The sequence below is a fragment of the Exiguobacterium abrahamii genome (assembly GCF_015645365.1).
In the GTDB taxonomy this organism is placed as follows: Bacteria; Bacillota; Bacilli; order Exiguobacteriales; family Exiguobacteriaceae; genus Exiguobacterium_A; species Exiguobacterium_A abrahamii.
On the sequence record NZ_JADOYC010000001.1, the window covers coordinates 1,813,409 to 1,836,314 of the forward strand.

Genomic DNA, 22,906 nt, shown 5'->3' on the forward strand with positions numbered 1-22,906 from the left:
TTTTTTGAAAAATGAAAAGCATTCCTGAACTGAAATTCCATCACCTACATCCACGCGCCATCTATTTTAAGGATGGCTCCCGACACATAACTTGATTCGGGTTGCACTAAGTAACGGATGGCAGAAGCCACTTCCTCTGCTTTTCCGAATCGACCGACAGGGATTTCAGCGATTGCTTGTTCCTTTTCATCTTCCGAGAAAATCGCGTTCATCGGCGTATCAATCCATCCCGGCGTAATCGCGTTGATACGTCCGTGCATCGGTCCAAGTTCCTTACTGTATGCTTTGACGAATCCGAGCTGTGCCGCCTTGCACGTCGAATAGACGACCTCACCCGCGACACCTTGTTCCCCTAGTACACTACTGATGACGACGATCGCAAGCTTCGACGTAAACGGTTTCGTCCGTGTTACGGTTTGGCTGATGCGCATCAATGCCTCGACATGGATTTTCCAAAGTTCATGCATTGATGTTGCCGATTGATCGAGCAACAGACCGCTATAACTCGTTCCGGCACAATGGACGAAAGCATCGACAACAGGTAATGCCGCACAAAATGCCTGCAAGTCCTCCTCGTCTGCTAAGTTCGCAGTCAGGATGTGGTGCTCGCCTTGCCACTCCTCTATCATCCGTTCTAAAACCGCTTGCTGTCGATACGTCTGAAGCACCAATTCATGTCCGGCGGCAGCGAGTTGTTTTGCTGCCGCAAGACCAATGGCGCCACTCGCACCGGTGATGAGGATTCGCATCACGCGTACGGTTTGACGATTGAGATCGCCCGGTTTTCAATGGCGAACAACTCGTCAAAACGAGCTTCAATCTCTTCTTTCGTAATCGAAGCAATCAACGTCGGAAGCGTGAATAGGTTCGTACCGGCAAGTGCGTGACGCGAGAACTGATTCGCGATGAATTCCGGTGAATTCAAGGCACGGAGGAACTTCCCTTGCATCATGTTCCGCTTGCGCGTCACTTCGTCTTCCGTAAAATCCGGTCGTGTTTGCAGGAGCATCTCATACGCTTGGATGAACTTGTCTGGATCTTCTGTCTCCATTCCAAACGTCGCAAAGGCGAACTCTTCCTCACTCGAGTAATCAAAGCTGAACGTATCGTCAATCAGACCGTCTTCATACAGTTCCAAATACGTCGATGATGTCTGATCGAACAAGAGGTGTAACAGCAGTTCACTCGTTAACTCACGGCGGACTTGTGCTTCGCCGCGAAGCGATTCGTCCTTATAACCGATCAATACCTTTGGTGTCTTCACGTCGAGCTCGAGTTCAAAGCGTGGACGATGTACGCCGTGCGGCTCTTGACCGTAATCCCGTTCGATTGCCGGGCGATCCGTATAGTCTTTCTTCGCCTGGTTCGCCTTGATCAATGCCAGTGTCTCTTCCGGGTCGATGTTTCCGACGACGAACAACACCATGTTCGATGGATGATAGAACGTACGGTAGCACGTGTACAAGTCATCGGCCGTGATTTGATTGATTGATTCCGGAGTTCCCGCGATATCGATCCGGACCGGATGCGATGTATACATCGATTCGATCAGACCGAAGAACAGACGCCATCCCGGATTATCTTGATACATCTGGATTTCCTGCGTGATGATTCCCTTCTCTTTTTCAACGCTTTCCGGCGTGAAGTAGGGATCTTGTACGAAATCGATCAACGTCTCGAGGTTTTGTTCGATCAGCGACGTCGCTGAGAACAAGTACGCTGTCCGCGAGAACGAGGTAAAGGCGTTCGCAGAGGCACCGAGACGACCGAACTCTTGGAAGACGTCCCCTTTTTCAGATTCGAACATCTTATGCTCGAGGAAATGGGCGATGCCGTCCGGTACCGTGATCCATTCCTCCCCTTTTTTGAATCGTTGATCGATCGAACCATAACGCGTCGTAAACGTCGCATACGTCTTTTCGTATCCTTTTTTTTGCAACAAATAGACGGATAAGCCGTTATCGAGCTGCTCGTGGTATACCGTTTCGTCTGTATCGTGATAGGTTAGTTGTTCCATCATGCTTCACCTCGCAATAGATATACGGCATCAAGATCGATTGCCGCTGCTAATCGAACGACGTCTTCACGTGTCGCCGTTTCAATGATATGAATCTCATCCTCCAGTGTCAGTCCACGCATCTTCGAACCATTCAACCAACCAATCAATTGGCCCGGTTGATCAAGGATTTGACGGCGCGCATTGATCAACATCGCCTTCGTCTGTGTCAATTCTTCATCCGTGAACTGTCCTGCTTTCAAATCAACGAGTTGTTCCAAGATGATTTTCTCGGCACGTTCCGCTTCTTTCGTGTCGACCCCGGCATAAACATAAAGTGCACTGTTCAATGCCGCATACCGTGAAGCCGCATAATACGCGAGACTCTCTTTTTCACGGACATTCATGAACAGTTTTGAATGCGGGAAGCCGCCGAACAGACCATTGACGATTTGCATCCGAATCGAGTCAGCGGAAGTTGGGTCGACCGCTACCCGGTAACCGAGATGCAATTTACCTTGTTTGATCGGTTGCGTTTCGCTCGACCGTTTCACACCATTGACTGTTTTTTGGGCCGGAATGTAATGACTGATTTTTTCAGAATGCGATGGCAAGAAGGACAACGCGTCTTCCATCTCCTCCTTCGTCACATGCCCGACGACGAAGACATCAATCCGGTCGTCTTCAATCATCGAACGGTATGTATCACGCAAGGATGACGGGGTGATTTGCTCGAGTTCTTCGAGTGTTCCAAGCGATGGCAACGCGACGGCTTCACCTGGTGCCATTAATTCAAGAAGACGTTGCTGTGCATAGCGCATTTTGTCATCATATAATGAACTGATCCGTAAGGCATGCAGTCGTTTTTCTTGTTTGACGAACTGTTCACGGAAGCCACCTTCCGTCAAATCCGGATACAGCACCATTTGCTCGAGCAATTCGAGTGCTTCTTTTAACAACGACGGATGATGGACGAGTTCTCCCCGAACGACATCGAGTTGGAACGAGATGACATGCTCTTCTCCGAACTTCGACGCGTCCGCATAAAGTCCCGCATCATACAGTGTTTCAAGCGGCTCACGTAACGCTTTCATCGACGGATAAGCGGCTGTCGATTTTTCCATGATGTACGGTAAGATTGCACGGCTTGTCAGCGTCTTCGCTTCTAACGGTGCTGAAAATGTGACGAGAATCGTCGTCGTCTTGAATTTATCGGTCGGAACGAGATGATAGCTCGTTCCTTCCTTTTTCCATGTGCTAAATGACTGACTCATTGCTCTCCATCCTTTCGTTTGAATACATGCGCACTGCGGACATATTCAATATCTGCTTTTTGTTTGACGGCATTCTCGTAACGGGCTGCTGTAAAGAAGAAGTCACTGAGTCGGTTGATGAACGGTAACAAATGAGCCGCTTGAGGGACATCGATCATCGAACGTTCAACGCGACGACAGACCGTCCGTGCCACGTGTAACGTTGCAGCTGCTTCCGTTCCGCCGGGCAAGATGAACTTATCGAGCGGCGGCGATAACTCCGTTAACGTGTCAATCCAACTTTCTAAATCAACCGTCGCTTCTTGACTCAAACGTGACGGGCGCGGCTCGACATACATCAAGTCACTACCACAATCGAATAGCGCGTGCTGGATCACTGTCAGTTGCTCACGCACCTCGATTGATGATGCTTTCGTCCGGGCAAGTCCGACGAAACTGTTCAATTCGTCGAGTTCTCCCATCAAGCTGATCAACCGATCATTTTTTTTGACTCTTCCACCAACGAGAGATGTTTCTCCTTCGTCACCAGACTTCGTGTAAATTTTCATGTTTCATTCACTCCTATAGCGAAAGGAAGCGACTCATAATGTTCGCTTCCCTTGTTTTTTCGGTAATCGGATCCGGAAGGTCGCTCCCTCTCCCAAGCGGCTATCGACTTCGACTTCACCACCATGAGCTCGGACGACATTCGCCACGATCGCAAGACCGATTCCTGTACCCGTCTTGCCACGTGTCCGCGCTTTATCCGCTTTATAAAAACGGTCAAAGACGAACGGTAGATCTTCTTCTGGAATTCCGTCACCCGAATCAATGACGGATAATGTAATGTTTTCCCTATCTTCGTCAATCTTAATCTTGATTTCACCGTTCTCCGTATAACGCAGGGCGTTCCCAAGCAGGTTCGTCAAGACTTGCTCCATTTGATCAGGGTCTGCTTCAAACGCGATGTTCGGACCAGAAACCGAGAAGGTAACTTGTTTATCGCGTCCCATCTGTTTGAACTTCTTGATCACCCGATTCGCAAAAGGTATTGCTTCGACGGATTCAATCCGTAACTCCTGATATCCCGCTTCCATGCGCGCAAGATCAAGAAGATCGTTAACGAGTCTTGACAGTCGCTGGGACTCGTCGTAAATGATCGAAGCGAATTCCTTTGTTGCTTCATCACTTTCGGTCATGCCATCGACAATCGCTTCTGAGTACCCTTGCAGCATGACGAGTGGAGTCCGCAGTTCATGACTGACGTTCGCAACGAAATCAGCGCGCATCTTCTCGAGTTGCTGTGCTTCCGTCATATCACGCAGGACGGCGACCGCTCCGATCTGTTCTTCTTGTTCGAGTAACGGACTGACGATGATGATGTAGAAGCGTCCTTCTCGTTCGAAGGAAACCGTCATCTCCGTCTCTTCCTGCATGACCGTCTGGAACAGTTCAATCAGTTCATCCGGTACAGGAGAACCTGCTAAAAATGCTTCAGCTGGTGGATTCGTCGCGAGGAGCTCACCTGATTTTGAGAACGTCAACACGCCGTCTGCCATACAGCGCAGAATCGAGGAGAGTAAATGTCGCTCCTTGTCGAGATCCGTGACGTATTGATTGAGTTGACTACTCATTTCATTGAACGCAAGCGCTAAGTCACCGATTTCATCCCGCGAACGTTGCGTCAGGCTCTGATCGAACTTTCCTTCACCGGCCTCAACGACAGCTTGACGAATCGTCCGCAGTGGTGCCGTGATCCGTGTCGAGAGGAAGAAGGCAAAGACGGTCGTTCCGATGATCGCTAACAGGACACAGAGCTGAATGATTTGACGTGCGCCTTCATTCGCCTGTTCGATGTTCGTCAATTGCTCGATCAAGTAGATCGTTCCGTTGCCACTGTCCGTAATGAGCGGTGCCCGATACGCGAGTGCCGCCTTTCCATCGAACGTCTCATAGTTGCCGATCGCTGTTTCGCCTTCTTCACCATCAATCGCTTTCCAGTTCTGACGTTCGAGTTCTTTGATGATCCGGTTCGCCTTCGCTTGTGAGATGTTCGCTTCGACGGAATCGTCCTGGGTCTTTGCGATCAGTGTCGCCCCGTAGATATCCGTGATTTCAACCGCAGTACTCGACCCTTCCTCGATGCCGGAGTGCGCCTGAAAGACAGTCTCGACTTGTTGACCGAGCTTTGCCAAGTGCCCCCGTTCCTGTTCGATATGGAACGAGTTGAAAAATTCAAGTAACAAGATCGTCAAGGCAATCAAGACGACCGAAACGAGTAACAAAATCGTTCCCCATAGTTTGATGACAACGCTTTGCAACCATTTCATCGTCAGGTCGGACTATTCTCGAACTTGTATCCGACACCCCAGACCGTCGTGATCATTTGAGCGGCGTTCGGGGACAAACGATTCAGCTTTTCACGCAGACGTTTGACGTGTGTATCGACCGTCCGCAGATCTCCGAAAAATTCATAGTTCCAGACTTCCTTGAGTAATTGTTCCCGCGAGAATACCTTATCCGTTTGTTTTGCTAAGAAATACAAGAGTTCGTATTCTTTTGGTGTTAAATTGACTTCTTGCGACTCGACCGTCACGCGGTGCGCGTCATTGTCGATCGTCAAGTGCGGGAAGACGATGACATCTTTTGTTTTCGCATCCGTGTGGAGGAATTTCGTTGCACTTGCCCGACGAAGAATCGCTTTGACACGCAAGACGACTTCACGTGGACTGAATGGTTTGACGATATAATCATCTGCCCCCATCTCAAACCCATGGACGCGGTTCGTCTCTTCGCCTTTTGCCGTCAACATGACGATTGGCGTCGCTTTCGTTTTCCGCAATTCTTCACAAACTTGCATCCCGTCCATCTTCGGCATCATCAAGTCGAGGAGAATGACATCGTATTCTGTCTCAAGCGCCATTTCAAGCGCCGTCTCTCCATTGTCTGCTTCCTCGATCGTGAAATTTTCCCGCTCCAGATACATCTTCAACAGGCGACGAATCCGTTCTTCATCGTCGACGACTAAAATACGTGCTTCTTCTGACATGCTGTCTCCTCCTATAAACTAAACTCTACTCCTCTATCCTACTACTCTTTTAGTATACTATGAAACGAAAAGAATGGCTTGCTCTGGCTGATTTCTCCGAAAAGGCACACTTCGGTCAGACGCACACGAAAAAGCAGCGGACCATTTCCGGGTCCGCTGCTTACTTTTTCTTATGCGTATGAGTGTAATCCTGCTACGACAAGGTTAACGAAGACAAGGTTGAACATGATGACGGCAAATCCGCCGACACATAACCAAGCTGATTTTTTACCAATCCAACCACGCTGGATGCGCATGTGGAGATAAAAGACGTAGAAGAGCATCGTGATGAGTGCCCATACCTCTTTCGGATCCCAGCCCCAGTATCGGCTCCATGCCATTTGCGCCCAGATCATCGCGAAGATCAGACCGCCCAGGATGAAGATGGGAAGACCAATCGCAACAGAACGATAGCTGATCTCATCTGCTGTCTCAAGATCAATCTTGCGCGCAATCGGCTTCAAGCTCTCAGCAAGACGCTTGCGAAGAATGACGAAGCGAAGCAAGACGTATAAGACGACGCCACCAATGATCGACCATAAGACCGTATTGACTTTGTTCGCGTTCAAGAAGTTCGGTAATTCGATGACGGCACCTGAACCCGATAAGACTTTTCCGCCTTCAGGACCTGTCAAGACTGGCATGGCATAGTCATGCGTCATCGTTGCACCGTTTTTCGCCACGTATTCGATCGTCGACGCAGAACCTGTCGCTTTGAACAACAGCCCAACTAAGATGTACCCGACGACACACGCGAGTGAGAACATAACGACTTCAAGCCACGTCCGTGTTTTCGATTCCTTGCTGAAATCCGTCGCGTGAATCAGATACAGTAAGCCCGTCGCGAAACTGACGGCAAGAATCCCTTCGCCGAGCGCTGCTGTCGTGACGTGGATTTTGAGCCAAACACTTTGTAGTGCTGGGATCAACGGTTGGACTTCATCCGGGAACATTGACGCATAGGCGATGACGAGCAATGCAACTGGCATCGCAATCAAGCCAAGGACATTGTTTTTGTAGATGGCATAAACAATCAAGAAACCAAGCACCATCATCATGCCGAAGAATGTCGTGTATTCATATAAGTTCGAAACTGGAACGTGCCCAGCTCCAGCCCAGCGCGTGAAGAAATATCCGAGCTGCGCGAGGAAACCGATGATCGCGAGCGTATAGGCGATCTTACCAGAACGCGTCGGTCCTTTTTTACCACTCGTCGCTACAGCGAAGAATCCTGTACTGACGAGGTAGACGATGAATGATGTAAGGAGCAGGTTACTGCTCAACTGAAGCAAATTCATTTAGCTTCCCCCTCTTCCCGCAACTTTTGTCGATCCTCAAGTTCTGGCAGACCGACTTCTGTCAACGCGAGATTAGCTTCTTTTTGAAGCCCTAATGCATTTTTGTTCGTAAATCCAGCAATCTGGATGCGACCGTTCTTCTCGCGTAACCAGAGACGACGGTGCGGCCAGTACATTCCGATCAACAGACCTGCCATGAAGATGATACCACCTGCAAACAGGAACGGTAGCGTCAGATCTTTTTTAATCCGGACACCCGAGATGTTTGAGAGTTCCGTACCGGCGAATGCCATTTTGTACTGGTTCTCATCTCCACCAACGTTCAGTTTGATCCCAATCAAACTCCGCTCACCTTTCGGGTGTTCAGGTGACTTGATACTGAAGACGAAGGCAGGATTGACTGGACGTCCCGAGTTCGTTGTTGGCTGACCATCTTTGACGACGAAGTCCGGAAGGAAGTCCTTCAGTTCGACTTCATATCCATCTTTTAAAGCATATGTTTCTTTCGGATCACGCAAGTCGACCTTGATCGTATCGACGACTTTGTCCGTTTTCTGGTTGACGATATTAAACGACATCGTCTTGAATTCCGGATCTGCCGCGTACTGTTCCTGGAAGACTTGATAATCATCGAATTCGAATGGACGGTTGACTGCCGTCTCACCTGACTTGATTTCTTCAAGCTTCGGTTTGAAATCGGACGTTTCGCCGACTTTCTTGTACAGCGTCATCTTCGTATCATAGTTCTTCGGTACATTTCCGCCTGCTGCTTCAAGTGATTTCTTGAACTTCTCATCGACCTTCTCAGGATCATAGAATTCGATGTTGAACGCTTCATTTTTCAAGTAGTACTGATTGTCCGTCGCTTCGATCGGCAACGTCTCTCCTTCACGGAGCCAAAGCAATTCATCTTCGTGCATCCCTGGTACGACTCGAAGCATCGCACCACCAAAGAATAAGACGAGTCCGATATGATTGATGTATGGACCCCATCGTCCGAAACGTTGCTTTTCCGCTAAGAGTGCCCCATCTTGACGACGGACTTTATAGCCTTTTTTCTCAAGCAACGGTGCGATCGCATCGATTTTTTTAACATCCCCAGTCGCTTCCGCGCCAAATCGCTGACCGTTCATGAAACGGTCCGACTGGATGACCGGTTGTTTCTTCAGTGCTCGGTAGAGCGGGAAGAATCGGTCAATCGACACGATGATGATCGAGAGTAATAAAAGCGTGATTAATCCGATATACCACCATGATTCAAATAGATTATGGAATCCTAACGTATAGTAGATGTCACCTGCTGTGCCATATTCCTTTTGGTAAAACTCTTCTGGTGGTGTTGCCTGTGGAATATACATCTCTTGCGGGAAGATCGTTCCGACCCCGCTTGCGATGATGATCAAGGCAATCAACCATAATCCGACCTTGACGGACGAGAAGAACGTCCATGCCCGGTCGATCCAAGATGGATTTTTACGTTTCGATCGAAGCTCCGCTTCCTCGTAACGCATGTCCAGTTGTTTGAAATCTTCTTGCTCCTGCATCCTTAAATCCCCCTTCGATGCGTTACTCGTTCGCCTTCTTCACCATCTCTTCGAGCTTCGCTTGATCAATCTCACCTTCATACTTCTCGACGACTTCACCTTTTTTATTGATGATGAACGTCACAGGTAAGTTATAGATCCCGTAAGCCTTCTCGACCGAACTGTTCGTATCCATGAGAATCGGATAGTCCGTTCCGCCAATATCCTTGATGAAGCTTGAAACACGAACTGGTGTTTCACCGACATTGACCGCTACGAAATTGACGCCTTGGTCTTGCATCATCTGATAGTTGTCATTGATCAATGGCATCTCTTTCTTACATGGCTCACAGAATGTTCCCCAGAAATTGAGTAAAAGTCCTTTTCCTTTGTACTCGTCCATCGAGTGCTGTTTCTCACCATATAGATCGACGAGTGCGAAACCAGGGGCATCATCGCCTGCCATGACACGACCGTTTTTATCACGTGTCGCTTGATCGACGAATTGCATGATGACGACTGCTCCAGCGAACAAGACGATCGTCATGATCATTAGACGCCAGAAGGAGCGTTTCTTCTTTTTTTGCTGGGCCGCTGCTAAGCGTTCTTCCGGATTTTGTTTCGTTTTTTTCATATTTTACCGCCTCCACCCATATTGTACTTGAAATCGCTTTAACGTTGACAAAATGTGAAATTCGTTAATCGTTTTGTCACAAAAAAAGAAAACTCAACCCGGAGGATGAGCTTCTCGCTTTACAAATTAACGTTTTTTTGTGTTCTTACGTCTTTTCGTAGGTGGAGCGGCTGGATCCGCTAGCTCACGCAATTGATTGACTTCTTTTTTTGAAAGTTCACGCCACTCGCCAGAAGTAAGACCTGCCAGTGTCAAGAAACCGAACTGTTCACGTTTCAACTTCAAGACTTCCGAACCGAGTGTCTCGACCATTTGACGGACTTGACGGTTATGTCCCTCGTAGATGACCATTTCAAGAATCGCTGTATTTTTCTTCTTATCGATATCGCGCATCTCGACACGTGCTTTACCTGTCTTAAAGCCGTCCGGTAAGACGACGCCTTTTTCAAGACCTTTGACGTGGAAGTATTCTGGTACACCTTTGATTTTGACGATGTAACGCTTCGGTACCTTATACTTCGGGTGAAGCAAGAGGTTCGAGAATTCACCGTCATTCGTCATTAAAAGAAGACCGCTCGTATTGTAATCGAGTCGACCGACTGGGAAGACACGGTGTCCGGGTGGTACGAGATCGACGACCGTCTTACGTCCTTTGTCGTCTTCAACCGTCGAAACGACACCTGTTGGTTTATAGAGCATGTAGTAGACGTGTTCTTCCCGTTCGAGCTTCACACCGTCTACTTCGACTTCGGCACGTGCTCCGACTTTCGTTCCAAGCTCCGTGATGACTTTTCCGTTGACCTTGACGCGACCTGCTGTGATCAATTCCTCTGCTTTACGCCGCGAAGCGACACCTGCTTGTGCGATGATTTTTTGTAACCGTTCCATTAATTCACTCTCTCCTCTAATGAAGGATCATTCCGGAAGAAGAGATCTCCATCCGATTCGAACGTTTCTTCGAACTCGAGTGGCGGCAACTCTTCAATACTGTTCAAACCAAAATGGTCCAAGAAATGATCCGTCGTTTTATACAATTTCGCGCGACCGACGCCTTTGGCGCGTCCCGCCTCTTCAATTAGACCTTTTGCACTTAACGTATGGATGACACGCTCCGTCTTCACACCACGAACAACTTCGATGTCAGCACGTGTGACGGGTTGTTTGTATGCGATGATGACGAGTGTCTCCATCGCTGCTCGAGACAAGGAATCTTCTGCGAGCGAACCGGCATATGCCTGAATATATGGCGACATCTCTTTTCGTGTCACCATCTTAAAGACACCACCCGACTCCACGATTTGCAACACACGCTGCTCTGCTTCGAATGTCGTTTGAAGAGCCAGCAACTGTTCACGTGCTGCCGCTTCACTGATCTCTAGCGCTTGACTGAGACCACGTGGATCGATCCCATCGTCTCCGACGACGAATAACAGGCTCTCAATGATTTGTTCATACGCCAATCTGACTCTCCTCCTTCACCATGCTCCGCAATAGGATATCATCGGTCATCTGTTCACAATCAATGACCCGTTGCTTCACGAGTTCTAGAACAGCGAGGAAGCTGACGACTAGTTCTTCGACCGTCGGTTGCTCCGCAAAAAAGCCGAAGAATGTCGTCCGTTCACGGGTCGCGACGTACCGGGCAACGGACTCCATCTGTTGCTCGAGTGAACGTTCTTCCCGTTTGACCGTCTTCGAACGACGTACCTTCCAGGCTTCCCGTTGGCGCATTTTTTCATAGGCACGTAATAAATCACTCAGTGATAACGTACCGTTATACTCTTGTGCATCCGTATCGAGATAACGCATCAAATCCTCTGGTTGTTTCGAGAACAGCTCAAGGCGTGCCTCTTCCTTTTCTTTCAGGACGAGTGCCGCTTCCTTGTACGCTTTATACTCGATCAACTGTTGAATCAGACCTTCTCGCGTCGGTTCCTCCTCGAAATCGGGAATCTCATCGTATTCCGTCTGTTCGATCGGCAAGAGTTGTTTGCTTTTCAGTTGCAACAGCGTCGCTGCCATGACAAGATATTCACTAGCAACATCTAGTTCAAGATGCTGCATCGCACGGATATAGGACACATATTGATCCGTCACCATGGAAACGGATATATCATAAATATCGATTTCTAATTTACCAACCAAGTGTAACAGCAAGTCCAGCGGGCCTTCAAACGCATCCATCTTTACACTGTATGATTCCATGATTCTCCCTGCCCATCAACGTTTTTTGCGCCTTAGTATACCATACAACGGATGGGTTCGACTATGTTATATTCAAAGGAAGAGGTGATTCCATGAATCCAATCGAGCGATTCGTATTTGAATTCAACATTCGGCATGATTACTTCGAGTGCCATGAAATCTTAGAGGAAGTCTGGCAAGAAGGACAACGCCAGGACGAGGCGCTTGTCGGTCTGATCCAACTGGCCGTCGCCCGCTATCATCACCGCCGCGGAAATACGACTGGGGCACAGCGGACATATGCGAAAGCATTCGATAAAATCGAACGTCACCGGGCATCACTGATTGCGTCCGGGATCGACGTCTCATATTTGCTCGATCATCGCGACCATTTTACGGATAAGGTCTATCGACACATCCCGTTACCTGTCTTCTCGGACGTCATCCGGGCCGTCGCACTTGAAGCGACAGCACCTGATCTCGACTATGTGACACATAAACACCGTTTGCGCGATCGTACGGATGTCGTCACGGCACGACAAGAAGCGCTACAAAACCGAAGAGACCGGTCCATCTGAGCCATGGACCGGTCTTTTTATTGATTTTTCCATTTGTCGACGAGGCGTTGCGTCTCTTCGGTCGCACCCATAATATCCGTTCGAAGAAGCTTGGCTGCTTCATCGAGTAGGAGATACGACATCCGTTCTCCACGGAAAGACGGTGATAAGGCGATATGTTTCAATTCAGCATGGCCATCCATTAATTGAAACCCGATGACACCGACGAAATCCTCATCTTGTTTGTACAAATACAAGCGTTGGTCTTCTTCCTGTTCATAGGCTTGAACCGTTTCAAGCAAATACTTCGGATCCTTCACTTCGCACGAAAAGGCGATCAGCCCCATCGCGGTCCGTTCATTCAACTTCTTATATTTTACTAGCATGTGATTCTACACCTTCCTAATTTCAACAACTCTCAGGAGCATGAACGACTGAGACTCATTCATTCTACACCTTCTCACACAGAATTACTGCATTTTTTTCATAATCCACTAAAAATGCAGGAGACTGTCACGTGACGTCCCCTGCATCTGAATCACGCTTGTTCTTCCATCACTTGGATGAAGGCACGCATGTAGTCCGGTAGATCGGGTGGACGACGACTCGAGACGATATGTCCGTCGACGACGACAGCTTCATCATGCCAAATCGCACCCGCATTCGTCATGTCATCCTTAATCCCTGGCGTACTCGTGACGTTGACACCTTTTAAGATGCCAGCAGAGATCAGCACCCAACCAGCGTGGCAGATTTGACCAATCGGTTGTTTGTTCTGGTCAAAATGACGCACCATGTTTAAAACAGAGTCAAAGCGGCGTAACAGATCGGGCGACCAACCACCTGGAACAAGAATCGCATCGTATTCTGCTGGATTGATCTCATCGAACGTCTTATTCGATTTGATCGGGACACCGTACTTCCCGATATATGTCTCATCCGCTTTCTCACCGACGATGTCGACGATTGCGCCTTCTTCACGTAAGCGATGGACTGGATACCATAATTCTAAATCCTCGAAGTCATTGCTGACGACTTGGATGATTCGTTTTCCTTCTAAACGCATGACAAACACTCCTTTTCGAGTTGAGTTCCCTTACTGAATGTACCCGGTTCTAAAAAAAGAAAAACTCCTCTTCGAACGTCCGAAGAGGAGCAAGAACTTACGCTTCGACGCGGATTTCTTTGATGCCAGCGCCTTGCTTCATTTTTTGTGCATGTTCGAGACCTGAAGTCACTTGACCGAAGACCGTGTGTACGCCGTCGAGATGTGGTTGTGGCTCGTGTACGATGAAGAACTGGCTTGATCCTGTGTTACGACCAGCGTGTGCCATCGAGAGTGAACCCGCTTTGTGTTTGTGTGGGTATGATGTTGACGTTTCACAAGGAATCGTTTTTCCTGAACCGCCTGTACCGTTTCCGATTGGGCATCCGCCTTGTGAGACGAAGCCTGGGATGACACGGTGGAAGTTCAATCCATCGTAGAAGTTCGAGTTTGCAAGGTTTTCGAAGTTTTCAGTCGTGATCGGTGCTTCATCGTTGAACAATTCGAATTCAATTTTATTTCCATCTTCTAATAAGATATGACCAGTTTTTTGCATGTTTGACCAACCTTTCGTGCTTTTCAGCATGAGATTCGTCACGATTCAAGATCGTGATTCCATGGTACAGTGTACCAAATTTCAGGACGTCGTGCAGACCTTTTTACTCGACGGCTGCCTCTAACACATCGAGTGTCACCGAATCCGTTGCTTCGACACGAATCTGAATTCCATTCGCCAGTGTCGCAACAGGATCCGTATGCCCGAAGTCCGCATCGAGAATGATCGGGAAATCATAGCCCCGCGTCGCGCGCAGAATGATGTCCTTGAGCGGGAAGTCCGGGTCAAAATCGACTTTTCGCGGGAAACGTCCGACGACGAGTGCCACAATCTTGTCATACGCACCCATGTGTCGCAATTGCGTGAAATACCGGTCAATCGTTTCTGGTGTCTCACTTTCGTCATCCTCAAGCATCAAGACGACACCGTCAAACGATGGCAAGTATGGAGTTCCAGCAAGCAGTAAAAGTGTTCCCGTGTTCCCCGTTAGAATCGGACCTTCTGCGACGCCGGTCTTAACGATCGTGTATCCTGCGTTCACTTGATGTTCTCGTCTTCGGTCGTCCGCGACATCCCAGCGTAAAACCTCATCTGTCCACTCCTCAGACGCTTCGATCCGACCGATCGGCTCCGTCTGCATGAACGTACGTTTGAACGATTCTTCGGTATACGGATCAAGACCATCGAATTGACCGAACTGCGTCAGCAGTGCGGGTCCAACGAACGTCGTCAGTCCTGTCTGCTGATAGATGCCCGCAAACAGTGCCGTGATATCACTGTAACCTACGAAGATCTTCGGATTATTCCGAATCAATTCATAATCGAGTTCGTCGAGTAGCTGGTGCGAGTTAAACCCACCGATCGTCGAGATGATCGCTTTGATCGATGGATCAGCGAACGCCATATGTAAATCTTGTAGCCGTTCCCCGATCGTTCCTGCCGTATGACTATGAACAGCCGTTGCGTTCGGCATCAAGACGACTTCGAAGCCCATTTTTTCAAGTGTTGCGATACCGCGGGCGAGACGACGCGGTACGTATGCTGCGACAGCAGACGCCGGTGAGACGATAGCAATCTTATCCCCTTTTTGTAAGCGTAGTGGTTTCATGAAAGTTCCCCCCTTTTCATTACAAGTATTTCCAGTATAACAAATCGAAAGGGGACCGCGTACTTTCATTTTTTAATCCATTTTATAGCGTTACAAACAACGAATTTCCGTCCTCTAGTAACTCACCTTTTTTTGAGACATAGTCAATCTTGACCGTCATATGTTGAAGAATTTTTTGTTCGCGTAATGACTTTGTCCACTCCTCAATTCGTACTTTGTCCAGTTTATGTCGTTTACGATGAACATCAATTAAGATTGTCGGTGCCACGTCTTCACGTAAGTATGCTTCTGGGTCAAAACGCGCGTCACCAAGTTGTTGGATCTCTTCGTTATCATATAAAACGTATACTTCCAATTCCTCATCAATGTTTTCAAGCGCAGGAGGCATGATACGTCTTTCTAACTGATCTTCCCAAAGTGACGCATGATACGAATCAACGAACGTTTCCGATTCTTCAGTCTGATAGATTAAAAACTCCGTATTCGTTTTTTTATCAACAGCTTGTGCCGCATAGTCAAATGAAAAATTCCCCATACTATCGTAAACACTACCGGTCACTCGCGCTTCATTTAGATACTTTTGCTTTTCTAAATAAACCTTGGCTTCGTTTTTTATTTTCGCTTCTTCTGCTGCATCCGGCTTTGTACTTTGCCAAAAGGAAAAAACTAGTATGACAATGCTGCATCCAATAACTCCGATTAGACTGAAGAACAGGATGGTCAAACGTTTCATAAGCTTCATGGCAGTAAGCCCTCCTCTTTTTTAAATACCATTTTTTTACACTTTAGATTTTACCATAAAAAAAGAGTAGTGTACAAAAGGGCTGACTCAAAAAATAACACGTCTTTTCTCGCCTTTTCCTCAGGCGAGACACAAGCTCGTTTTCCCGCTCCATTCGAGCAGGAATACGATTCGAAACGAAAAAAAGCGCAATCCTTCTCGTTAGAGAAAAATTGCACTTTATCTTCAGTCTCAAGTAGCGGACGAAGTCCACTACTCAAGTATTGCTGATTGGATTGCTTACTGGATGACAGCGTGAACGAGCGGACGTTCTGCCGGTTTCGTTTCACTGATGTGGTACGCGTGATCCATTTTTTCGATTGCTTGATCGAGTGTTTCTTTGTTTGAACGAAGTGTTGCGATGACATCGCCGACTTCGACACGGTCGCCGACTTTCTTGTGCAACGTGACGCTTGCTGCGTGATCGATCTCATCTGCTTTCGTCGCGCGTCCTGCACCGAGGATCATCGCTGCAACACCGACTTCGTCAGCGATGATTTCAGAGACATAACCTGCTTTTGAAGCAACGAATGTTTTTTCGAATTTCGTTTCAAGTGCTTTTGTCATGTCGTCAACGAGTGACGCGTCGCCACCTTGAGCTGCGATGAACTTCTTGAAGACGTCAAGTGCTGCTCCGTTACCGAGACGTGTTTCGAGATCCGCATATGCTTCGTCGAATGTCGGGTAGAAATCACCGAGGACTGCCATGTGTGATGCAATCGTCAAGGCGATGACTTTCAAGTCACGGACGTCTTTCCCTTGAAGGACTTCGATCGCTTCCTTGACTTCGTTTGCGTTTCCGATTTCAAAGCCGAGCGGCTGATCCATGTCTGTAATGACAGCAACCGTCTTACGATTGACACTCTTACCGATCGAAACCATCTCTGTCGCGAGTGCTTTTGCATCTTCGAACGATTTCATGAAGGCACCAGAACCCGTCTTAACGTCGAGTACGATGCTGTCCGCTCCCGCCGCAATCTTTTTCGACATGATCGAACTTGCGATCAACGGGATCGAGTTGACCGTCGCCGTAACATCACGAAGGGCGTAAAGTTTTTTGTCTGCAGGCGTCAGGTTACCCGTTTGACCGATGATTGCCATCTTAATGTCGTTGACTTGTGAGACGAACGCTTCTTCTGAAAGCTCGACGTCAAAACCAGGGAACGCTTCGAGTTTGTCGATGGTTCCACCTGTATGACCGAGTCCACGACCGCTCATCTTCGCAACCGGAATACCGATTGACGCAACGAGTGGTGCGACGATCAGACTGATCTTGTCACCAACACCGCCTGTCGAGTGTTTGTCGACTTTTTTCCCGTGGATACGTGAAAGGTCGATCACGTCGCCCGAGTTGACCATCGCCATCGTCAAATCAGCGATTTCACGATCTGACATTCCTTGATAGAAAATCGCCATCGACATCGCTGACATTTGGTAATCTGGAATCTCACCATTCGTGAATCCTTCTACCATTGCTTGAATATCAGCTGTTGCGAGTTCGCCACCGTCTCGTTTTGTTGCAATCAAATCTACCATACGCATAATCTAGTTCCTCCTCAGGAGTGTTTTGTGAGTTTTATAAACAGTCGTTACATTTTTTTGATCGAACCGCGAACGAGTGATAGGAAGTGTGCCCGGACACGTTCTGTCGTTTCGATGACTTCATCGTGGTGTAACGGTTGGTCGAGAATGCCTGCTGCCATGTTCGAGACACATGAGATCCCAAGGACACGCATATCTGAATGACGGGCAACGATGACTTCAGGGACCGTCGACATACCGACGACATCGCCACCAAGCATCCGTGCCATCTTGACTTCTGCTGGTGTCTCATACGTTGGACCAGTGTTTCCGAAGTAGACACCTTGACGGACACGGATTCCGAGCTCGTCCGCTGTTTCCTGTGCAAGACGAAGTAATTCTGCATCATACGGCTTCGACATATCCGGGAAACGTGGTCCCATCTCATCGACGTTCTTCCCGATCAAGGGGTTCGTACCGAAGAAGTTGATGTGATCCGTGATCAACATCAAATCACCCGGTTCGAACGCTTCGTTACATGCGCCCGCCGCGTTTGTGACGATCAATGTCTCGACACCGATCGCTTTCATGACACGGACTGGGAACGTGACCATATCCATCGAATATCCTTCGTAGAAGTGGAATCGGCCTTGCATCGCAACGACTTGTTTCCCTTCAAGAGTACCGAAGACGAGTTGTCCCGCGTGTCCTTCGACCGTCGATACCGGGAAGTTCGGGATTTCATGATATGGAATTGCGATCGGGTTTTCAATCTCATCTGCGAGGACACCCAGTCCTGAACCGAGAATCAATCCGATCTCCGGTTTTGCCTGCATCTTGCTTTCTAAAAACGAACGTGTTTCATTCCAGTTGACTGTCATCTGAATCGCTCCCTCGAATTATAGTTCTGTTAAAAAGCTTGTTCCATGTGCCGGCATCTTGACGGCGAAGTTTTCTGCGACCGTCGCTCCAAGATCAGCGAACGTTTCACGGATACCGAGCGGTTTTGCAACACCATTTTTATGGTAGGCAAGCAATGGTACGTATTCCCGTGTATGGTCAGTCCCAGCATGAACCGGATCGTTTCCGTGGTCAGCCGTGATGATCAAGAGATCGTCTTCGTTTAAGCGAGCAAACACTTCCGGAAGACGCGCATCGAACTCTTCGAGTGCTTGTCCGTAGCCTTGCGGATCACGACGGTGTCCGAACAACGCATCGAAATCGACAAGGTTTAAGAAGCAAAGTCCGTTGAAATCACGATCGAGTTGTTTCACGAGCTGATCCATCCCGTCCATGTTCGACTTCGTCCGGATTGCATCCGTGACACCTTCTCCATCGTAGATATCAGCAATCTTACCGAGCGAGATGACATCAAGTCCTGCTGTCTCGAGCTCGTTCATGACCGTCCGGTCGAATGGTTTAAGGGCATAGTCGTGACGGTTCGCTGTCCGGACCCACGCTCCTGCTTCACCAAGGAATGGACGTGCGATGATACGACCGAGCATGTACGGGTCATCCCGTGTGATATCACGTGCGTATTCACAAATCCGGTACAATTCTTCTAATGGCACGACTTCTTCGTGTGCTGCGATTTGAAGAACAGAGTCTGCCGACGTATAGACGATCAAGGCGCCTGTCTCGACATGTTCTTGTCCGAGTTCGTCGAGAATTTCCGTACCAGAAGCCGGTTTGTTCCCGATGATTTTCCGTCCTGAGAACTCTTCTAGGCGATGAATCAAATCATCCGGGAATTTTTCGAAGACACGGAATGGTGTATCGATCCGGAGTCCCATGATCTCCCAATGCCCTGTCATCGTATCTTTCCCTGCAGATACTTCCTGCATTTTTCCGTATGCTGCAAGCGGTGCTTCTTCAGCTGAGACACCTTCGATCGGTTCGATATGCGAGAGACCGAGTTTTGCCATGTTCGGCATATTGAGTCCGTTGCGTTCACGCGCGATGTGACCGAGCGTATGCGAACCAAGATCTCCGAACTGTTCAGCGTCCGGTGCTTCTCCGATTCCTACGGAGTCCATGACGATCAAAAATACACGTTTAAATGATTGAGCCATTTGCTGTTCCTCCTATATACGAGCTGTAGTTGTGCGATTCCCGTTACGATTTTTCCCGGAAAGGGACTAGACAAAACGCATCATTTGTCTGAAGTCAGACCTTTAAAAGATAGAACCATCACGCCCGTGGATGATGTTTCTTATACACGTCGTGGAGTCGTGCTTTGTTGACGTGTGTATACATTTGTGTCGTCGACAAATCAGCGTGTCCTAGCATCTCTTGTACGACGCGTAAATCGGCACCATTTTCAAGTAGATGGGTCGCGAACGAATGACGCAGGACGTGCGGCGTGATCTCTTTTTCGATACCCGCTTCCTTTGCCCGTCGCTTGATCATCTTCCAAAATCCTTGCCGTGACAAACGATCACCGCGACTGTTCAAGAAGACGTCGTCCGTCTGTTGACCGCCGAGACTGTTGCGCGCGAGATCAAGATATGTTCTGACGCTCTCAATCGATGTCGTACTCATCGGGATGATCCGGGATTTATTCCCTTTCCCAAGACACGACAGATACCCGAGTTCGAGTTGCAAATCGTTCAACTTCAGTTGGAGCAGTTCGCTGACGCGCATGCCTGTTCCATAGAGAAGCTCAAGCATTGCTGCATCTCGTCGTGTAAGCGGATCGACACCGACGACCGAATCAAGCAAGCGTTCGACGTCCGTTTGACTCCAGACGACGGGCAACTTTTTCTCCGGTTTCGGTAAATCAAGATGACGAGACGGATCATGTGTTACCAGTCTCTCTTCGACCAAATATTGATGGAACGAACGGATCGAGCTCGTCGCCCGGCGAACCGTCGATCGTGACTTTCGTGCTTCAAGCAATCGTTCAATATGGTCGACGATATGATGTCGGTGAACCTGTTCGAACGAGGAAACTTCCGCTGTTTCAAGCGTCTGTAAGTATTGATTTAAATCATTTCGATACGCAGCTGCCGTATTCGCGGACATTTGCCGTTCAATCACTAAATAATTGATAAATGCTTCCAGTTGTTCACGCACTGAACTCATCCTCTTCGTTTACGAAATCGCTTACTTTCCCATCATATCAAAGGTGTAAACCGTTGTGAAGAGGTCTGACCTATAAAATTGAAAAAGAAAAACCATCCGAAATTTCGTCGGACGGTCAGACTGTTTGTGTTTGCGATTGTTCCAACGCTTCCCGAGCATGACGCTCTTGGCAGACACGGCAGACGCCATGGAATGTCAGGCGATGATCCTTGATTTTAAAGTGGAATCGGGACACGATTTCTTTCTCTACTTCTTCCAGCATATCGTCTAAAATCTCTTCGACGGATCCGCATTCGATACAGACGAGATGGTGATGCGAATGACTCGCGCCTTCTTGTCGTAAATCAAACCGGGATACGCCATCTCCGAAGTTGACCTTATCGACGACTTCAAGCTCCGTCAATAATTCGAGCGTCCGGTAAACCGTCGCAAGTCCGATGTCGGAGTTCTTTTCTTTTACAAGGAGAAAGACATTTTCGGCACTGAGGTGATCCGACTCGTGTTCGAGCAGGACACGCACAGTCGCTTCACGTTGGGGAGTCAGCTTATATCCTTTACCGCTTAGCTGTTTTTTGATGCGTTCTACACGACTTTCCATCATAACGCCCCCTTTGTTCGAACTGATGCTATTATCATAGCTGATAATCAGTCTTTTTTCAAATTAAAATGATTATCAACTGAAAATCATTTAAATGAGAATCATTTTAAAGTACGAATTTGCCAATGCTGGATTGCCATGATCGTCTTCGCGTCGACGATTGTTCCGTTTGCAACGAGTTCGAGTGCTTCTTCGAGCTTCAATGTCTTATTCTCAAGGAACTCATCCTCATCGAGTTGACGATCACCGGCAGTGAGACCAACTGCTTCATAGATATGTACACGCTCACTGCAGAAACCAGGCGCACCGTAGAAATCAAAGACATGCCGTAACTCTTTCGCGACGTATCCTGTTTCTTCCTTTAATTCGCGTCCGGCACAATCGAGTGGATCTTCGCCTTTCTCGAGTTTTCCTGCTGGAATCTCGATCGATAGACTCTCGAACGCCTTCCGGTACTGTTCCACGACGATCAAATCACCTTGTTCATCAAAAGCAATGATGGCGACGGCACCATTATGATAGACCAATTCACGGACCGAGGTATTGCCGTTCGGTAACGTGACGACATGTTTTTCGACATCAAAGACTTTTCCTTCATAGATCACTTCACGTTCAATCGTTTTTTCTTCCATCGGATGTGTTCCCCTCTTCTATCTTAGTTTACGTTCTCTGTCATGATTAGTATGCCGTTTCCGACGTATTGCCGCAAGACTTCGAAATCGTCTTTTTCATCAGATATGATACACTAGAATGCAGAAGTTCCAAACTTATAGTTCATCTAAGAAAAGAGGGAATTGAACATGTCATTAGGATTAGGTACGATGACGATCTTAAAGCGCGGTCAGGAGGAAGCAACAGCAATCCTGCGGACGGCACTTGATGCTGGAATCACGCACTTCGATACAGCGGACGTCTATGCGAACGGAGCGGTCGAATCCATCATCGGTCAAACCTTCTCACAAGAGGATCGCAGTCGATTGTTTCTCGCCTCAAAAGGTGGGAATCGGATGAACGCGACCGGAACCGGTTGGACATGGGATCCGAGTTATGACTATCTGAAGCAAGCTTGTCTTGAAAGTTTGAATCGTCTGGAAACACCTTATCTCGACCTGTATTACGTCCACGGCGGCACGATCGATGATGACATCGATGCGTCGATCCGCGCAATGGAAGATTTAAAAGCAGAGGGGAAGATCAAGGAATATGGTCTGTCGTCACTGCGCCCGAATGTCATCGAATATTGGCTCGAGCATAGTAATTTCTCTTACTTGATGACGCCTTATTCGTTGCTCGATCGCCGCATCGAAGAGTTGTTGCCACGCTTAAAAGAGAAAAACATCCAAGTCGTTGCCCGTGGTCCACTGGCAAAAGGACTCTTGACACATGAGAGTGCTTCACGCCTGCAGTCGGTTGATCGGTTCGAACAATTCGATAAGGAAACGCTTGAGGCGAGTCTACAAAAACTTCAAGATTTCCCGCTTCCGGCGCTTGCGTTGCAAGCCATCGATCAACAGGTCGACATCGTCCTTCCCGGCGCATCGAGCGTGTCACAGCTTCAGGCAAACGTCCAAGCGATGAAAGAGTCGATCTCACAAGCTCAAATCGACCAGGCACTTGCCACACTACCGGTTCATCACTATACGGAACACCGGTGAGGTTTAACTCTTCATTTCTCCGGGA

Annotated in this window: 25 protein-coding genes; 2 read left to right on the top strand and 23 right to left on the bottom strand. The window is 48.2% G+C overall.

What is annotated here, in order from left to right:
* Positions 1 to 44: 44 nt before the first annotated feature.
* The 12 genes from ymfI to ITJ88_RS09435 form a co-directional block, all read right to left on the bottom strand.
* On the bottom strand, positions 45 to 749 hold the full coding sequence (gene ymfI / locus ITJ88_RS09380) for an elongation factor P 5-aminopentanone reductase (RefSeq protein ID WP_195865460.1): 705 nt from the start codon (positions 747 to 749) through the stop codon (positions 45 to 47).
* The gene (yfmH, locus tag ITJ88_RS09385; RefSeq protein ID WP_230088706.1) at positions 749 to 2,020 is read right to left on the bottom strand and encodes an EF-P 5-aminopentanol modification-associated protein YfmH; all 1,272 of its coding nucleotides are present in this window, start codon (positions 2,018 to 2,020) and stop codon (positions 749 to 751) included. Before yfmH ends, ymfI begins: the two co-directional genes overlap by 1 nt.
* Positions 2,017 to 3,270, bottom strand: a complete 1,254-nt coding sequence (gene yfmF, locus ITJ88_RS09390; protein ID WP_195865461.1) for an EF-P 5-aminopentanol modification-associated protein YfmF — start codon at positions 3,268 to 3,270, stop codon at positions 2,017 to 2,019. Before yfmF ends, yfmH begins: the two co-directional genes overlap by 4 nt.
* Positions 3,267 to 3,818 carry a cob(I)yrinic acid a,c-diamide adenosyltransferase gene (locus tag ITJ88_RS09395; protein ID WP_029341191.1) on the bottom strand — a complete coding sequence of 184 codons (552 nt, stop codon included), beginning with the start codon at positions 3,816 to 3,818 and terminating at the stop codon, positions 3,267 to 3,269. The genes yfmF and ITJ88_RS09395 overlap by 4 nt, the downstream gene beginning before the upstream one ends.
* Positions 3,819 to 3,851: 33 nt before the next feature.
* Positions 3,852 to 5,579: an ATP-binding protein gene (locus tag ITJ88_RS09400; protein WP_195865462.1), complete on the bottom strand. Its 1,728-nt coding sequence runs from the start codon at positions 5,577 to 5,579 to the stop codon at positions 3,852 to 3,854.
* Positions 5,580 to 5,581: 2 nt separating this feature from the next.
* Entirely contained in the window at positions 5,582 to 6,298 is a 717-nt protein-coding gene (locus ITJ88_RS09405) for a response regulator transcription factor (RefSeq protein WP_023467692.1), read from the bottom strand.
* A 170-nt stretch (positions 6,299 to 6,468) separates the two neighbouring features.
* Positions 6,469 to 7,635 (bottom strand): c-type cytochrome biogenesis protein CcsB, encoded by a 1,167-nt coding sequence (ccsB, locus tag ITJ88_RS09410; protein WP_304999652.1) that lies wholly within the window; start codon positions 7,633 to 7,635, stop codon positions 6,469 to 6,471.
* Positions 7,632 to 9,179 (bottom strand): cytochrome c biogenesis protein ResB, encoded by a 1,548-nt coding sequence (resB, locus tag ITJ88_RS09415; protein WP_082486978.1) that lies wholly within the window; start codon positions 9,177 to 9,179, stop codon positions 7,632 to 7,634. The genes ccsB and resB overlap by 4 nt, the downstream gene beginning before the upstream one ends.
* A 22-nt stretch (positions 9,180 to 9,201) precedes the next feature.
* Positions 9,202 to 9,792, bottom strand: a complete 591-nt coding sequence (resA, locus tag ITJ88_RS09420; protein ID WP_023467689.1) for a thiol-disulfide oxidoreductase ResA — start codon at positions 9,790 to 9,792, stop codon at positions 9,202 to 9,204.
* A gap of 126 nt (positions 9,793 to 9,918) precedes the next feature.
* The gene (locus tag ITJ88_RS09425; protein WP_023467688.1) at positions 9,919 to 10,680 is read right to left on the bottom strand and encodes a pseudouridine synthase; all 762 of its coding nucleotides are present in this window, start codon (positions 10,678 to 10,680) and stop codon (positions 9,919 to 9,921) included.
* The gene (gene scpB, locus ITJ88_RS09430) at positions 10,680 to 11,252 is read right to left on the bottom strand and encodes an SMC-Scp complex subunit ScpB (protein WP_023467687.1); all 573 of its coding nucleotides are present in this window, start codon (positions 11,250 to 11,252) and stop codon (positions 10,680 to 10,682) included. Before scpB ends, ITJ88_RS09425 begins: the two co-directional genes overlap by 1 nt.
* Entirely contained in the window at positions 11,242 to 11,997 is a 756-nt protein-coding gene (locus ITJ88_RS09435) for a segregation/condensation protein A (RefSeq protein WP_023467686.1), read from the bottom strand. The genes scpB and ITJ88_RS09435 overlap by 11 nt, the downstream gene beginning before the upstream one ends.
* A gap of 92 nt (positions 11,998 to 12,089) precedes the next feature.
* Between ITJ88_RS09435 and ITJ88_RS09440 the strand changes: the two genes are divergently transcribed.
* A complete protein-coding gene (locus ITJ88_RS09440) occupies positions 12,090 to 12,554 on the top strand; it encodes a DUF309 domain-containing protein (RefSeq protein WP_023467685.1) in 465 nt (154 codons plus the stop codon).
* 17 nt (positions 12,555 to 12,571) lie between these two features.
* On the opposite strand, the gene ITJ88_RS09445 is transcribed toward ITJ88_RS09440, so the two are convergent.
* The 11 genes from ITJ88_RS09445 to ITJ88_RS09495 all read right to left on the bottom strand — a co-directional run bounded on the left by ITJ88_RS09445 (position 12,572) and on the right by ITJ88_RS09495 (position 21,858).
* A complete protein-coding gene (locus ITJ88_RS09445) occupies positions 12,572 to 12,919 on the bottom strand; it encodes a GNAT family N-acetyltransferase (protein ID WP_195865463.1) in 348 nt (115 codons plus the stop codon).
* 152 nt (positions 12,920 to 13,071) lie between these two features.
* Positions 13,072 to 13,599, bottom strand: coding sequence for a type 1 glutamine amidotransferase domain-containing protein (locus ITJ88_RS09450; RefSeq protein WP_035398198.1), 528 nt, complete (start codon positions 13,597 to 13,599; stop codon positions 13,072 to 13,074).
* Positions 13,600 to 13,696: 97 nt separating this feature from the next.
* A complete protein-coding gene (locus tag ITJ88_RS09455) occupies positions 13,697 to 14,134 on the bottom strand; it encodes a peptidylprolyl isomerase (RefSeq protein ID WP_023467682.1) in 438 nt (145 codons plus the stop codon).
* 103 nt (positions 14,135 to 14,237) lie between these two features.
* Positions 14,238 to 15,242, bottom strand: a complete 1,005-nt coding sequence (locus ITJ88_RS09460; RefSeq protein WP_195865464.1) for a S66 family peptidase — start codon at positions 15,240 to 15,242, stop codon at positions 14,238 to 14,240.
* An 82-nt stretch (positions 15,243 to 15,324) separates the two neighbouring features.
* Positions 15,325 to 15,984: a hypothetical protein gene (locus ITJ88_RS09465; RefSeq protein WP_195865465.1), complete on the bottom strand. Its 660-nt coding sequence runs from the start codon at positions 15,982 to 15,984 to the stop codon at positions 15,325 to 15,327.
* Between the two features lie 279 nt (positions 15,985 to 16,263).
* Positions 16,264 to 17,565 (bottom strand): pyrimidine-nucleoside phosphorylase, encoded by a 1,302-nt coding sequence (locus ITJ88_RS09470; protein WP_195865466.1) that lies wholly within the window; start codon positions 17,563 to 17,565, stop codon positions 16,264 to 16,266.
* 47 nt (positions 17,566 to 17,612) lie between these two features.
* The gene (locus ITJ88_RS09475) at positions 17,613 to 18,425 is read right to left on the bottom strand and encodes a purine-nucleoside phosphorylase (protein ID WP_029341181.1); all 813 of its coding nucleotides are present in this window, start codon (positions 18,423 to 18,425) and stop codon (positions 17,613 to 17,615) included.
* Positions 18,426 to 18,443: 18 nt separating this feature from the next.
* Positions 18,444 to 19,616, bottom strand: a complete 1,173-nt coding sequence (gene deoB, locus ITJ88_RS09480) for a phosphopentomutase (protein WP_023467677.1) — start codon at positions 19,614 to 19,616, stop codon at positions 18,444 to 18,446.
* 118 nt (positions 19,617 to 19,734) lie between these two features.
* Positions 19,735 to 20,619, bottom strand: a complete 885-nt coding sequence (gene xerD / locus ITJ88_RS09485; protein WP_149427012.1) for a site-specific tyrosine recombinase XerD — start codon at positions 20,617 to 20,619, stop codon at positions 19,735 to 19,737.
* Positions 20,620 to 20,743: 124 nt separating this feature from the next.
* A complete protein-coding gene (fur, locus tag ITJ88_RS09490; RefSeq protein ID WP_023467675.1) occupies positions 20,744 to 21,226 on the bottom strand; it encodes a ferric iron uptake transcriptional regulator in 483 nt (160 codons plus the stop codon).
* Between the two features lie 101 nt (positions 21,227 to 21,327).
* Positions 21,328 to 21,858, bottom strand: coding sequence for an NUDIX domain-containing protein (locus ITJ88_RS09495; protein WP_149427011.1), 531 nt, complete (start codon positions 21,856 to 21,858; stop codon positions 21,328 to 21,330).
* Positions 21,859 to 22,026: 168 nt separating this feature from the next.
* Between ITJ88_RS09495 and ITJ88_RS09500 the strand changes: the two genes are divergently transcribed.
* Complete coding sequence (locus ITJ88_RS09500) at positions 22,027 to 22,881, top strand: aldo/keto reductase (RefSeq protein WP_023467673.1); 855 nt, start codon at positions 22,027 to 22,029, stop codon at positions 22,879 to 22,881.
* Positions 22,882 to 22,906: the final 25 nt, after the last annotated feature.